The sequence below is a fragment of the Pilosibacter sp. YYHA0881 genome, from assembly GCF_051602715.1.
Taxonomy (GTDB): Bacteria; Bacillota; Clostridia; order Lachnospirales; family Lachnospiraceae; genus Alitiscatomonas; species Alitiscatomonas aceti.
The window spans coordinates 1,892,374-1,905,915 of the sequence record NZ_CP175657.1; the positions used below are offsets into that span (position 1 = coordinate 1,892,374).

Here is a 13,542-nt window from a genome sequence, read left to right on the forward strand (position 1 = left end):
TTCACCTATTGTTTTAAAAAAATGTTTTTTTACAAAAGTTCCTTTCTCAGTTCCTCTCCGCTCTTTGAGGATAAGTATGCCGGCGGAAGATCCAGGATCGTCTTGCAGCCGGTCATGCCCTCCTGCTTCATGCGGTACGCAGCCCTGGCACAGGCCACGATCACGGAAGAGGTGAATTCCGGATTGGAATCCAGCTTCAGGCTGTACTCGATCACATGATTATGCTCCAGATCCCAGCCCGTTTTTCCGCTGCGGATCACAAAGCCGCCGTGGGGCAGGCTTCTGTGGTCCCGCTCCATCTCCTCCTGGGAGATAAAGTGTACGGTGGTGTCATAGTCGGCAAAATAGTTGGGCATTGTCACGATCTCTTTTTCGATGGCCGCCAGGTCTGCGCCCTCCTCTGCCACCACAAAGCACTCTCTTGTGTGCTTCTGTCTTGTGGTCAGCTCCGGCGTTTCCCCGCTGCGGATGGCCTCCAGTGCGCTTTCCACCGGGATCGTATACTGCCTTGCATCCTTCACGCCCGCAATGCGGCGGATGGCGTCGGAATGGCCCTGGCTCACGCCTCTGCCCCAAAACGTATAGTCCTTTCCGTCCGGAAGCACTGCGCTTCCGTACAGGCGGTTTAAGGAGAACATCCCTGGATCCCAGCCGGCGGAAATCACCGCTGTGTTTCCAGCCTCTCTTGCGGCCTTATCCACAGCCGCAAAGTGCTCCGGGATCTTTGCGTGGGTATCAAAGCTGTCCACCACGTTAAAATATTTCGCATATTCCGGGGTCTGCTCCGGAAGATCCGTAGCGCTGCCTCCGCAGAGGATCAGGACGTCCACCTGGTCTGCCAGGTCTTTGGCATCCTTCGCCGGATATACGTTCACTCCCTCTGTCAGGATCTTCACGCTTCCGGGATCTCTTCTTGTAAATACTGCCGTTAATTCCATATCGGGATTCTGCTTCAGCGCACATTCCACACCGCGCCCAAGATTTCCGTATCCCATGATTCCTACTCGAATTGTCATAGATCTCATTCCTCCGTTCTGCGGCCGGCTCCGGGCGGAAATCCCGCCGCAGGTCCGGCTCTGGTTCACAGTCTCTTCAGACCAGGACAGGATCTCCCGGTCTTTTTTCATTTTAGCAATATGGCTTTTCCATGTCAATGCGTTTCTCTGCGGATAAAGAAGAAAGCCACTGCCGCTGTGATAAACTCAGAGACCGTCACCACCAGCCAGATGCCGTTGACGCCCAGGATGGCCGGGAGCACCAGCACCAGCACTGTATTTAAGACTACTCCCCTTAACAGAGTAATGGCAAGGGAACGCTTTGGCTGCACCACCGACTGGAAATAGGTGCTGCACATGATGTTCCACTCACTCACTAAGAATGCCAGAAAATACAGCCGGATGGCTGTGACTGCCATGGAAAGGATCTCCTCCGTGGGCTCTAAGAACAGGTAGGCAAGCTGGGTTGGGAAGAAAAAGCCCAATGCCGTGAAAATAAGGCCAGCGGCTAGGGACACCCGGATCCCCAGCCCCAGTCCCTGACGGACCCGGTCTTTCTTTCCGGCTCCGTAGTTGGCCGAAAGGAGAGGCTGCACCGCCTGAGCCATGCCGTTGGAGATGGAGATCACCACCAGGGCCGTGTTGCTGATGATCCCATAGACCACCACGCCCAGGTCGCCCACATAGGCTAAAAGCTGACGGTTGAACAGGAGCGTTACAAAGCCGTTGGAGACCTCCAGGATAAAGCTTGCCAGGCCGTTTCCAAAGATCTCCAGCACCTTTTTAAGGCTCACATTCCAGATGGGCTTTAAATGGTTTTCCTTTGAAAGGAAGTGGCTGCTTAAGATCAGGACAGTCAGGGTCGTGCCGGTGGCCGTGGCCAGCATGGCACCGCCCATGCCCCATTTCATGATGAAGATAAACACATAATCCAGGATCACATTGGTGACGCCGCCGCTGATGACTCCGGCCATGGCTAACTTCGGCGCTCCGTCATTTCTTACAAAAGCCTGTAAAAATGAGGACATGATACACATGGGCGACACGGTCACCAGCACCCGCCCATAGGCCACAGCGTGGTCATGCATAGCCGGGGTAACGCCCAGGAGCTTTAAAAGAGGGTCAAAAAACACGTTGCAGAGGGTCAGGGACAGGGCTGCAAACACCAGCGCCATCAGGAGGCCGGTGGTAAAATACCCCCTGGCCTCCCGCTCATTTCCCTTTCCTCTGGAAAAGCCGAACAGGACGCTGCCGCCGATGCCGCACATCATGCCAAAGCCGAAAAAGGTGCTGTAAAGGGGCAGCAGAATGTTAAGAGCCGCAATTCCCACAGAACCGATGCCGCGGCCGATCATCATGGTATCCGCCAGGATATAGATGGACGTTACCAGGGTGGCGCTGACCGACGGCACAAGATAGCTTAGGAATACACTGCGGACTGGATCTTCAAGTAAACGGTTCTGTTTCATAATCTCCTCATGCCATATTAAAATTTGTATCCTTATAGTCGGCAATGGTATCCGCCATCTCCCGGCCGTATTCTTTTGCAAAGTCCTCTAAGACTGCGTCGCTGGCCTTTACGCCCTCGTCCCCGAAGATCCCTTCGGAGACCTCTCTCAGGGACCAGAAGGTATGGGCGCAGTGGTACTCGAAGGATCTTACTCCGGGCATATATTTTTCGATCTTCTTTTCCGGAGTGAGCCCGGCGTTCCGGACGATCTGGACACAGTGGTCGTGGGTGTGGAGGGTCTGGGGCACCTCATACCGGATGTCCGGATTAAAGCCCCGGGAAATGGACGCATCCAGGACGCTACAATAGGCTTTTCCCGCCTCACCGGCTCCCATTTTCTGGAACTGGGCAAACCACGGACATGAATAAATATTCATGATATAATCGGGATCATAGCCGCCGATCTCCACCCGGTTTGCGGCTCCCATGGCCTTGATCTCCTCTGTATTGACCCACTCGCCGTACCGGCAGTAGTTCTCGTAGGTCAGGGGCTTTCCGTCCCGGATGGCTCTCTGGGCCATGCGGCGGCCCCTCTGGCTCCCATAATACTGGATCCCATGGATAAAAGCCTCCCGTCCCCGGTCCCCGAACTGCTCCGTAAGACGGATATAGTACCTGGCCGCCAGGAACGCGTGTGTCATCTCATTAAATCCCATAAAAACTCCCCTTTCTGAACCTTTGTCTACGATTCCCCTAAAATATCGGAAAGCTCTGCAAACTGGGAAAGCGTCAGCGCCTCGCCCCGGACCGACGCCGGAAGGCCCATGCGCGCAATGGCCGCAGCCACCTTTTCCTTGGAAAACGGCAGCTCCGGAGCATTATTTAATCCGTTCTGCAAAGTCTTTCTCCTCTGGTTAAAGGACGCCCGGATCAGCTTAAACATCAGCTTCTCATCCCGGACCGTCACCGGCGGATCCGTATGCCTTGTGAGCCGGATCACCGCAGATCCCACATTGGGCCTGGGAATAAAGCAGTTGGGCGGCACATTGGCCACGATCTCCGGCCTGGCGTAATACTGGACCGCCAGGGATAGGGCCCCGTAATCCTTGGAGCCAGGCCCCTCCTTCATCCGGTCGGCCACCTCCTTCTGGACCATGACCGTGATGTTGTCAATGGGCACGCCGCTTTCAAACAGCCCCATGATGATGGGCGTGGTGATGTAATACGGAAGATTTGCCACCACCTTAATGGGACGGCCGCCGTTATACCGGTCCGCCAGCTCCCGGATATCCACCTTTAAAATATCCTCGTTGATGATGGTCACGTTGTCCCAGGCCGCCAGAGTCTCCCCCAGGATGGGGATCAGGTTCCGGTCGATCTCCACGGCCACCACCTGCCTGGCGTTTTCCGCCAGGTACTGGGTCATGGTGCCGATGCCGGGACCGATCTCCAGCACACAGTCGTCCTTTGTGACTCCGGCGGCGTTTATGATCTTTTCCAGCACATGGGTATCGATCAGAAAGTTCTGTCCGAATTTTTTCTGGAACATAAATTCATACTTCTGTATGATCTCAATGGTGTTCTTGGGATTTCCCAGATATTCTTTCATATACGATTCTCACTTTTCTTAAAGCCTGTAAAGCCGTCTGGCATTCTCTGCGGTGACGCGGATCACTTCGTCCTTCTCCATGCCCTTAATCTCTGCCAGGGCCTCTGCCACATAGGAAAGATACAGGGAGGAATTTCTCTTTCCCCGGTAGGGAACGGGCGTCAGATAGGGACAGTCGGTCTCCAGGACCAGCCGGTCCATGGGCGCGTATTCCGCCACCTCCTTCAGCTTTTTGGCGTTCTTAAAGGTCAGGACACCGCCGATCCCTAAGAAATATCCCATGTCCAGATATTCCCGGGCCTGGTCCGCGCCGTAGGAAAAGCAGTGGATCACGCCGCCGGTGGTCCCTTTGTGCTCCGCTTTTATAATGTCCATGGTGTCCTTTGCCGCGTCCCGGCTGTGGATCACCACAGGAAGCCCCGTGTCCTTTGCGATGGAGAGCTGGCGGACAAACCATTTTTTCTGGGTCTCCCGGTCCGGCTCGTCCCAGTAATAATCCAGGCCGATCTCTCCGATGGCCACGATCTTTTCCGATCCGGAGGCCTTCCGGAGCCAGTCCATGTCTTCCTCGGTCAGATCCTTTGTCTCATTGGGATGGACCCCCAGAGCCCCGTAAAAAAAGGGATATTTTTCCGCCAGGGCCAGGGTGGTCCGGCAGGACTCCATACTGGCGCCGATGTTGCAGACGTTCCCGATCCCTTTCTCCCTGAGGCTCCCGATCAGGCTCTCCCTGTCCTCGTCAAACGCCTCATCGTCGTAATGGGCGTGGGTATCAAAAATGTATTCCATAGATCAGCACTCCTATGAAGTAAATGATGAGCAGATGGGCCGGGTAAAACACATAAGGCAGATATCCCAGCCGCCTTCCTCTGGTTCCATTGTAACGGCTGATGAAGAAAAATGCAATGCATCCGAAGCCGCCCCAGACGATTCCCTCCAGAAGGATCAGCACCGCGCCTCCCGCCAGGCTCTGGGCCTGGAAATTTCCATTATAAAAATACAGGGTCAGGATAAAAAGCACACCCAGTGGGCCGTAATCGGAGTTTAAAAGTCCGGCCGCCGCCATGGAAGCAGTTGCTGTAAGGACAATGGCCGCCGTTTTAAGCCACACAGCCCCCGCACGGCCTCCAAAGGCCCCTTCCTCCGGTTCCCAGGTCTGGACGGCCCGGATCCCCTTTAACGCCAGAAGGCTGATGGAAAGGGTCACCAGCGTATTCTGCACCGGATACATCGGCCTTCCGCTGCATATAAGGTTAAATGGGATCTCTGAAACCAGGGCCAGAAGGACCATGCGCTTCATATACTTTCCCCAGTCTCCTGTGTGGAAAAAGCCCTGGACCAGAAAAAAACCATAAAGAGGAAAAGCCACCCGCCCCGCAAGGCGCATGGCTGTTCCCACTATATACCAGGCCATAGGGAGGTCCATGCCGCCGCGTTCCATCAAATGGAACGCCAGATGGTCCAGGACCATGGTCCCCATGGCGATCAGCTTAAGGTCTGATGCAGAATACGTCCTCTGCCGGACTAGCATACTTCAGAGCCGGGCTTGATGTCCTTTTCCGGAACCATCAGGGCCAGATTTCCCTCATCATCCTCGGCGCACAGGATCATGCCCTCAGAAAGCATTCCCGCCAGCTTTGCCGGCTTTAAGTTGGTAACGACCATGACCTTTTTCCCCACCATCTGGTCCGGCTTGTACCAGGCCTTGATGCCGCTGACGATCTGTCTTGTCTCAGAGCCGATCTTCACCTGGGAGCAGAGCAGCTTTTTGGACTTGGGCACTTCCTCGCATTTTACGATCTGGCCGATCTGGAATTGGAGCTTTGCAAAGTCATCGTAGGTGATCTCCGGCTTTTTCTCCACATCCACAACGCTTTCCTCCTGAACATTCTCTTCTTCTCCGGCGGCCTTGGCTTCTTCTGCCTTCATGGCTTCCACCTTCTCCTGGACCTCCTTCACGTCCATACGGGCGAACAGGATCTCCGGCTTCTCCGTTACCTTATTTCCATTGGGATACAGTCCGAACTGGTCCATGGCCTCCAGAGTCCTCTTTTCTGTATTGAACTGGGCCAGGATCTTTTCAGACGTCTCCGGCATAAAGGAGGACAGGAGAGACGCGCCGATGGTGATGGCCTCAGTCAGGTTGTAAAGCACCGTAGCCAGACGGTCCTTCTTCTCCTCATCCTTTGCCAGAGTCCACGGAGTGGTCTCGTCGATATATTTATTGCTGCGGCGGAAGATATTGAAGATCTCTGTGATGGCATCGGCCACGCGCAGCTTCTCCATCTTCTCGTCTGCCTTCTTCACAGCCTCTAAAACAGCGGCCTTTAAGTCACCATCCACGTCCTCGCAGACGTTTTTGTTCTCCACAACGCCGCCGAAATATTTATTGGTCATGGAAACGGTACGGTTCACCAGGTTGCCCAGGATATTGGCCAGATCGGAGTTCATCCGCTCCACCATTAATTCCCAGGAGATCACGCCGTCGTTCTCAAAGGGCATCTCATGGAGTACAAAGTAACGGACTGCGTCCACGCCGAAGAAGTCCACCAGCGTATCGGCGTACAGCACGTTTCCTTTGGACTTGCTCATCTTTCCGTCGCCCTGGAGGAGCCACGGATGGCCGAATACCTGCTTGGGAAGGGGCAGATCCAGGGCCATTAAGAAGATGGGCCAGTAAATGGTATGGAACCGGATGATATCCTTACCGATCAGATGGAGATCTGCCGGCCAGAACTTATTGAATTTTTCATCATGGTTCCCATCGCAGTCATAGCCGATCCCTGTGATATAGTTGGTCAGGGCGTCCAGCCATACATAGGTCACATGCTTCGGATCGAAATCCACCGGGATCCCCCACTTAAAGGAGGTCCTGGATACGCAGAGATCCTGTAAGCCCGGCAGCAGGAAGTTGTTCATCATCTCATTTTTCCTGGATACCGGCTGGATAAATTCCGGATGGCTGTTGATATGGTCGATGAGCTTCTGGGCATATTTGCTCATACGGAAGAAGTAAGCCTCCTCCTTTGCGGGCTGTACCGGACGGCCGCAGTCGGGACACTTTCCATCCACCACCTGGGACGGGGTCCAGAAGGACTCGCAGGGAGTACAGTAAAGGCCCTCATAATGGCCCTTATAGATATCGCCTTTTTCGTAGAGCTTCTTAAAGATCTTCTGCACCTGCTTTTCATGGTACTCGTCAGTGGTGCGGATGAATTTATCATAGGATGTGTTCATCAGATCCCAGATATTTTTGATCTCTCCCGCCACGTTGTCCACAAACTCCTTGGGCGTCACGCCGGCGTCCTGGGCCTTTAACTCGATCTTCTGGCCGTGCTCGTCGGTTCCGGTCTGGAAATATACGTCATAACCCTGTTCTCTTTTGTACCGCGCAATGGCGTCTGCCAGCACGATTTCATACGTATTTCCGATATGCGGTTTTCCGGATGTGTAGGCAATGGCCGTGGAAATATAATACGGCTTCTTACAATTCTTGCACATAAAAAATCCTCCTTTAAGACAAAAAAAGACCCGTCTTCTCTTAAAGACGAGTTCTCCCTCGTGTTACCACTTTAATTCAGAGATCCCTCACAGGATCCCCCTCACCGGCTGCCTTAAACAGCCTGACGCGCTAACGGGCGTTTCCGTCGCGGCCTCAACTCTCTGCCCTTTTACCGGCAGCTCCTTCAGCCGCGCAGCTCCGGGACCATCTTCTGCAAAAGCTCCGCTCCCCGCTCGCACCATCCGGGGTCTCTGAAAGCTTCCCTTTTTGCGTACTCTTCCCTTCACAGCCTTTTCCCTATTATACCCCTAGTCTATCCTGTTCCAGCGGTTTTGTCAAGACTGGGAAAACGCCTGCGGGCAAAAACGGCGGGCATCTGCGAAGGCTTTGAAAAAAGAACCGGCGCATACCCCTTCTGTCCCTGTCATATACTGGCGGTATACAGCCGGTCTCCGGGCGCTCTCCCCGGCTCTGGCCCGGCTTTTCAAGGAGGTATCGTCATGCGGCCTGAACATGGCTTTTCCCGAAAATATCCGTACATACTTCTATGGGGGCTCCTGGCCCTGGCCCTTCTTCTCACCTCCTGCGGCCGTCAGAGGATCCGGCAGCCCGGAGAAAGCGGCGCGGCCTTTGAAAACAGCACCGCCCCGGGAAACGGCGCGGCTTCGGAGTCCGGCGGGGCTCCGGGGTGTCCGTCCCAGGAGGACATTGCCGCTGCCCAGGCTGCCTTCCACGCCTTCTGCACCCAGGTCTTCCAGGAGGAGATGGCCCAGGCCGGTACCCTGGATCTCCACTATACGCTGCTCCGGCCTGAAGCCTTCGGGATCTCTCCCGGGGAACCAAAGCTGGGCGTCTGCACCCTGGAGGACATGATCCAGTCCGGGGCGGCGGTCCAGGAGCTGGCAGACCGGCTGGCAGCTTTCGACCGCTCCCTGCTCACCGAAGACCAGGCCCTGGTGTACGACGCCCTTTCAGAGACCCTCCAGGCCTCCCTCATGGGCCGGGGACTGGAGCTTTATGAGCAGCCCCTGGCTCCCACCATCGGCGTCCAGGCCCAGCTTCCCATTCTCCTGGCAGAATATTCCTTCCACTCCTTAAAGGATGTGGAGGACTACCTGGCCCTTTTATCCCAGACCGATGCTTATTACACCCAGATCCTGGAGTTTGAAAACCAGAAGGCCGATGCGGGCCTGGGCCCCTCGGACGCTTCCATCGACCGGATCCTGGAATCCTGTGAGAGCTACCGGATCGATCCGGACCAGAACTTTCTCACCGAAACCTTTGCCGCCAGGCTGGCGGCCCTGGAACAAGAGATCCCTCTGACCGCAGAGCAGAAGGCGGACCTCCACTCCCGCCATCTGTCCGCCATACAAGGACATTTCATCCCGGCCTACGAGACCATGATCCAGGGCATGACCGCTCTTAAAGGACGCGGGATCAACGACGGCGGCCTGGCCGGAGCCAAGGACGGGAAGCAGTATTATGAATACCTGGTAAAAACCGGGCCCGGACTCTCCTATACGGTCCCGGAGCTTAAGGAGGCCTTAAAAGCCAGGATCCAAAAGGACTATGAGGCCCTGGGCCGGATCCTCCAGGAGACTCCCGCTGCCGATCTGGAAAACGCCTCCTTTTCCCTGACCGATCCCCAGGCTATCCTTCTGGATCTCCAGGAACAGATGAAGGGGCTTTTCCCGGAGCTTTCCCAATGCGGCTATGAGGTCCGCCAGGTGCCATCCTGTCTGGAGGGTTCCTTAAGCCCCGCCTTTTATCTGACGGCTCCTGTGGACGACAGGGACCAGAACGTCATCTACATCAACGGCGGCTCCACCGACAGCCGGAAGGACCTCTACACCACCCTGGCCCACGAGGGCTTCCCCGGCCATCTCTACCAGACCGTATACAGCCGGACCCACGCGAAAACGCCGCTGTCCACTCTATTAAGCTGCTCCGGAGCCAACGAGGGCTGGGCCACCTATGTGGAAAATATCGCCTGTACCTTTGACAACGGCCTTTCCAGGGCCGCCGGGGAATACCGGGCCCATATGCGCTCCCTGTCCCTCTGCGTCCATGGCCTGCTGGATATCGGGATCAATTACGACGGCTGGGACGAGGCCAGAGCCGGGGAATTCATCCGCTCCTGCTTCCAGGCCGACGACCAGACGGTCCGGGAGCTGTGGCAGGTGATGATCGATAACCCCGCCAATTATCTGGAGTACTGCGGAGGATATATTGAATACATGGACATGAGAGAGCAGGCGGAGGCCGCCCTGGGAAGCCGTTTTTCTCCCCTGGACTTCCACAAGCTCCTCCTGGATCTGGGGCCTGTGCCCTTTTCTGTGATCCGCCCCCGGTTTATGGCCTGGCTGGAGGAACAGGTCTGACAGGCTGCGGGCCTGTCAGAATTATATTTACTGTCTATATTTTATATATTATAATATTTACAGACACTAATTTATAATTTCTGTTCAAGGAGGTGTTTTATGGGCAGATCCATCCTTTTTCTGATTTTACTTTTTGTTTTCCCTCTCTCTGCCTGCTCCCATAAATCGTCCGCTCCGGTTTCTGCCGATACGATGCCGGACATGGAGGAGCTCCTGGCCTATTCCCAGTCCCACTCCCAGGAAGAGTATGAGAAAAAATTAAAGGAGATCCAGGCAGTCATCGACAATACCTCTTATGAGGAGCTCTGCCAGATCTTTACCGATTCCCTGGCTTCCTGGGCGGATACACAGACCGATTATGAGATCACCGATACCTCTATGAAATTTTCTGAAGATCCTCTGCTGATGGATGAGCAGAGGAAGGAAAAGCTGTATAACAACTGGACCGTATCTGTAAATATCCAGCTGGCCGGAGATGAGAAGTCCAAATACGATCTCCCCGATGCAGCCGCCATCTACCGCCAGGCGGCAGATGCACTGCGAAGCACTCCCTACGGGGCCTATAAGCTCCATACCTTAAAGATAACCGCCAGCAGCGACCCCGACTGGATCCTAACCTCGGAGCAGGAAGGCAGCTTCTTCCTTACAGATTCTGCCTTTTCCCTTCCCCAGGAGCCAGAAGAGCTGGCGATCCAGAAAGCGGTCCTGGAACAGGTGGAGGCATTCAACCAGGAGTTCTTTTCCGATGAACGCTACCGCGGACAGAATGTGACCTTAAAGCGGTTCGGATCCCCCAGAGATTCCTCCGTTCTTTACCTGGAACTCCCCATCTACGCTCCGCCCTTTGACCAGGACATGGCCGCCTTTGCCGACAGCCTTGAAGCCCGCGGCCAGGAATTTTTCCATGTAATTACGGAAAATAATGAAAATCTGGAATATTTAAAAAAATGTGGGATAACCTCTGTGACTATCCGTTTTGCCACCTCCTGGGACAACCGCCTGGAAGGCCCCGAGCGGTACCGGGAATTTTCCTGGGAGCTTTAAGCCGCGGATCATTTTTTCATTTTCTGATTTCTTATACCGCAATTCTGCGCTATAATGGAAGAAGCAAAAATGTATGGGCGAAGCCCGCAGACCTGTCAGTTTCCATGTAAAGGAGAAATGAATATGAATGAAGTAATGAACGCCATCCTGACCCGGAGAAGCATCCGGAAATTCACCGCAGACCCCATTCCCGCCGAGGTCCTGGAGGACCTTGTAAAGGCCGCCCTCCACGCTCCCAGCGGCATGGGAAAGCAGACCTGGCAGTTTACCGTGGTCACAAACCAGGAGATCATCCATCGTCTCTGCGGCCTCATCGGGACTGAACTGGGCCGGGAAGGCTACGACATGTACGGTCCTGCCGCTGTGATCATCCCCTCCAATGAAAAGGAAAGCCCATGGGGGAAAGAGGACAACGCCTGCGCCATGGAAAATATCTTCCTGGCTGCCCGCTCTTACGGCGTCGGCTCCGTATGGATCAACCAGATGCAGAACATCAACGACCGTCCGGCAGTCCGCGCCCTGTTAGACGAGATCGGCGTTCCCGCAGACCATGTGATCTACGGCGTAGCTGCCCTGGGCTATGCGGATCCATCCGTACCGGTGGAGCCCAAGGAACGCACCGGGAAAGTCGTGTATGTAAAATAGCACATAAAACCCCGCCGGGAAACGCTGTAAAGAGGGATTTGAACCTCCCTGTTCTGCGGCGGTCCCGGCGGGGATCTTTATGGGGGCGCTGTCTCAAAACATCATTGAGGCAGCGTTTTTCTATACAATTAGACCAAAGCAAAAAAATGAGCGCACTTAACTAAGAGGGCAAAAATCCCCCTTAAATTTGGCGTTCATTTTACTTTTTCATGATTATATCTGCTTGTTTGTTACTACAATTACTGATTTATGCCGCTAATGAGTACAGATGTGTTCCCAACCGTCCGTTTTGTCCTTTATGATGCATCCGGAGGATATTGTATGCCATGGCAAGAAGTGTCCATTCTGCCCCGACCTTCTTTATCCCCTTTGTTAGAAATCTCCGGAATGACAGATCAGTCTTTACATACGCAAACACACCTTCGGCCTGGATTGACCTGTTCATTCTCAGCTGTTTTCCCTCCCCTGTCATGATCTTGGATTCCATACTGTCACGCTTTTCGTTGAAATATTTTGCGACTTCAATACGCTTGCTTCGTTCTTCCAGAGGAGTTTTGCTTTTTGATCTGATACATTCTGCTTTCCTTGGGCAGCCTTTGCAGGCAGAGCATTCATATATTGTCTTTTCACTGACATAACCGGTTGATGTTTTGATTTCCTGGTACCGGTCTTTATAAGCACTTTGCCTTCTGCACAGGTGTAGGTATCATCCTTTTCGTTGTAGTCCATGTTCTCTCTGCGGCTGATATCAGTTCTATACTTTTTCTTCTTTTTCTGTTCATGATTCGCAGGCTTTACATAAAGATCCAGTGAAGGATGTTCGTCAAAGAAGCGGTAATTCTCTTCACTTTCATATCCGGAATCATATACAACGCGCTCTATGGCAGTATAACTCTTCATGAGTTTTTCCATGAAAGGAATCGTTGTCTTTGTATCGGTTCTGTCGGAAGATACATATGTGCCTACAATATATTCACTGACAGTTGCAACGTTCACGTTATAGCCGGGTTTGAGCTGTCCGTTCAGCATATGATCTTCCTTCATACGCATAAAAGTTGCCTCTGTGTCCGTTTTACAGTAGCTGCTACGGTCACCGCAGAGATATATCTGGCTGGTGTAACGTTCAATGCGTCCGATCCAGTCTTCGATTTTTTTCAGTGTCTTCTGATGAAGAGACTGCCTTTTTCCGGTCCCGCTGACCTTCTGGATCCCTTCCTTCTCCATCAAGGCACATATCTGTTTTCTTGCCTTTTTGAGATGTTTTGCCTTGATCACATCACCTGCACGCGGTTTCAGGCCAAGACTTTTCAGCATATCAGGGAGCTCTTTGCGCATAGTATCCTGCAGTCTGTTCAGATTCTTTTCTGCGGATTTTTTCCAGACGAATTTATACTTGTTTCCAACGGATTCTATTTTTGTACCGTCAATAAATACTGCAGATTCCGCAAAGGAAACCTCGCCCATGTCCATAAGAACCCTGGTCATCTCCGCGAGAATCTGGTCCTGACATTCGGCAAGATGCTTTGAACGGAAGCGGGCAATCGTATTGTGATCCGGCGGGTTTTCACCATTCAGAAGATACATGTATTTGATATTTTCCCGGCAGGCCTGTTCGATGGCGCGGGAGGAGATTGCTTTTCTGGAATATCCCAGAATACAGATTTTCAGAAGAACCGACGGTGAATACTGATTTCTACCTTCTTCAGAATAAGTAGAGTACAACGCAGATAAATCCATCCTTTCAACAACTGCGCTAAGTAAACGTACCGGATCATCCGCAGGAATCTGGATTTCCTGATTAATTGGAAGACACAGTTGATAACCTGTCCCATATTCGGTATAATTTAGAGGTATATTGTTTTGTTTCACACCTAAATTATATACCGAAGGCCGACATTTTTGAAGATGTCGGCCTT

11 protein-coding genes, 1 pseudogene and 1 other annotated feature are annotated in these 13,542 nt (G+C 53.3%); of the genes and pseudogenes, 3 read left to right on the forward strand and 9 right to left on the reverse strand.

The window, feature by feature from the left end:
• Positions 1 to 29 precede the first annotated feature (29 nt).
• From ACI6NM_RS08720 to metG, 7 genes are all read right to left on the reverse strand, one after another.
• Entirely contained in the window at positions 30 to 1,016 is a 987-nt protein-coding gene (locus tag ACI6NM_RS08720; RefSeq protein ID WP_262427145.1) for a diaminopimelate dehydrogenase, read from the reverse strand.
• Between the two features lie 134 nt (positions 1,017 to 1,150).
• Positions 1,151 to 2,464, reverse strand: coding sequence for an MATE family efflux transporter (locus ACI6NM_RS08725; RefSeq protein ID WP_262427144.1), 1,314 nt, complete (start codon positions 2,462 to 2,464; stop codon positions 1,151 to 1,153).
• 7 nt (positions 2,465 to 2,471) lie between these two features.
• Positions 2,472 to 3,161, reverse strand: coding sequence for an L-2-amino-thiazoline-4-carboxylic acid hydrolase (locus ACI6NM_RS08730; RefSeq protein WP_262427143.1), 690 nt, complete (start codon positions 3,159 to 3,161; stop codon positions 2,472 to 2,474).
• 26 nt (positions 3,162 to 3,187) lie between these two features.
• Positions 3,188 to 4,054 (reverse strand): 16S rRNA (adenine(1518)-N(6)/adenine(1519)-N(6))-dimethyltransferase RsmA, encoded by an 867-nt coding sequence (gene rsmA / locus ACI6NM_RS08735; protein WP_262427142.1) that lies wholly within the window; start codon positions 4,052 to 4,054, stop codon positions 3,188 to 3,190.
• Positions 4,055 to 4,072: 18 nt separating this feature from the next.
• Positions 4,073 to 4,843, reverse strand: coding sequence for a TatD family hydrolase (locus ACI6NM_RS08740; RefSeq protein WP_262427141.1), 771 nt, complete (start codon positions 4,841 to 4,843; stop codon positions 4,073 to 4,075).
• Positions 4,827 to 5,585, reverse strand: a complete 759-nt coding sequence (locus tag ACI6NM_RS08745; protein WP_262427140.1) for a conjugal transfer protein TraX — start codon at positions 5,583 to 5,585, stop codon at positions 4,827 to 4,829. Before ACI6NM_RS08745 ends, ACI6NM_RS08740 begins: the two co-directional genes overlap by 17 nt.
• Complete coding sequence (gene metG / locus ACI6NM_RS08750) at positions 5,579 to 7,555, reverse strand: methionine--tRNA ligase (RefSeq protein WP_262427139.1); 1,977 nt, start codon at positions 7,553 to 7,555, stop codon at positions 5,579 to 5,581. Before metG ends, ACI6NM_RS08745 begins: the two co-directional genes overlap by 7 nt.
• 39 nt (positions 7,556 to 7,594) lie before the next feature.
• Positions 7,595 to 7,852, reverse strand: a binding site (T-box leader).
• Between the two features lie 204 nt (positions 7,853 to 8,056).
• Here metG and ACI6NM_RS08755 point away from each other — a divergent pair.
• From ACI6NM_RS08755 to ACI6NM_RS08765, 3 genes are all read left to right on the forward strand, one after another.
• On the forward strand, positions 8,057 to 9,937 hold the full coding sequence (locus ACI6NM_RS08755; RefSeq protein ID WP_262427138.1) for a DUF885 domain-containing protein: 1,881 nt from the start codon (positions 8,057 to 8,059) through the stop codon (positions 9,935 to 9,937).
• 99 nt (positions 9,938 to 10,036) lie between these two features.
• On the forward strand, positions 10,037 to 10,981 hold the full coding sequence (locus ACI6NM_RS08760) for a hypothetical protein (protein WP_337811316.1): 945 nt from the start codon (positions 10,037 to 10,039) through the stop codon (positions 10,979 to 10,981).
• A 123-nt stretch (positions 10,982 to 11,104) separates the two neighbouring features.
• Positions 11,105 to 11,626, forward strand: coding sequence for a nitroreductase family protein (locus tag ACI6NM_RS08765; RefSeq protein WP_262427136.1), 522 nt, complete (start codon positions 11,105 to 11,107; stop codon positions 11,624 to 11,626).
• 247 nt (positions 11,627 to 11,873) lie between these two features.
• Here ACI6NM_RS08765 and ACI6NM_RS08770 read toward each other — a convergent pair whose 3' ends face one another.
• Together ACI6NM_RS08770 and ACI6NM_RS08775 are read right to left on the reverse strand one after the other, a co-directional pair.
• A complete protein-coding gene (locus ACI6NM_RS08770) occupies positions 11,874 to 12,323 on the reverse strand; it encodes a transposase (RefSeq protein ID WP_438501099.1) in 450 nt (149 codons plus the stop codon).
• 800 nt (positions 12,324 to 13,123) lie between these two features.
• A pseudogene (locus ACI6NM_RS08775) lies at positions 13,124 to 13,363 on the reverse strand (transposase); the annotation flags it as partial.
• Positions 13,364 to 13,542 lie beyond the last annotated feature (179 nt).

What these genes read in the sequence shown, in the direction of transcription:
- ACI6NM_RS08720 (WP_262427145.1), bottom strand. Translation starts at nt 1,016, where the DNA reads ATGACAATTCGAGTAGGAATCATGGGATACGGAAATCTTGGGCGCGGT.
- ACI6NM_RS08725 (WP_262427144.1), bottom strand. Translation starts at nt 2,464, where the DNA reads ATGAAACAGAACCGTTTACTTGAAGATCCAGTCCGCAGTGTATTCCTA.
- ACI6NM_RS08730 (WP_262427143.1), bottom strand. Translation starts at nt 3,161, where the DNA reads ATGGGATTTAATGAGATGACACACGCGTTCCTGGCGGCCAGGTACTAT.
- rsmA (WP_262427142.1), bottom strand. Translation starts at nt 4,054, where the DNA reads ATGAAAGAATATCTGGGAAATCCCAAGAACACCATTGAGATCATACAG.
- ACI6NM_RS08740 (WP_262427141.1), bottom strand. Translation starts at nt 4,843, where the DNA reads ATGGAATACATTTTTGATACCCACGCCCATTACGACGATGAGGCGTTT.
- ACI6NM_RS08745 (WP_262427140.1), bottom strand. Translation starts at nt 5,585, where the DNA reads ATGCTAGTCCGGCAGAGGACGTATTCTGCATCAGACCTTAAGCTGATC.
- metG (WP_262427139.1), bottom strand. Translation starts at nt 7,555, where the DNA reads ATGTGCAAGAATTGTAAGAAGCCGTATTATATTTCCACGGCCATTGCC.
- ACI6NM_RS08755 (WP_262427138.1), top strand. Translation starts at nt 8,057, where the DNA reads ATGCGGCCTGAACATGGCTTTTCCCGAAAATATCCGTACATACTTCTA.
- ACI6NM_RS08760 (WP_337811316.1), top strand. Translation starts at nt 10,037, where the DNA reads ATGGGCAGATCCATCCTTTTTCTGATTTTACTTTTTGTTTTCCCTCTC.
- ACI6NM_RS08765 (WP_262427136.1), top strand. Translation starts at nt 11,105, where the DNA reads ATGAATGAAGTAATGAACGCCATCCTGACCCGGAGAAGCATCCGGAAA.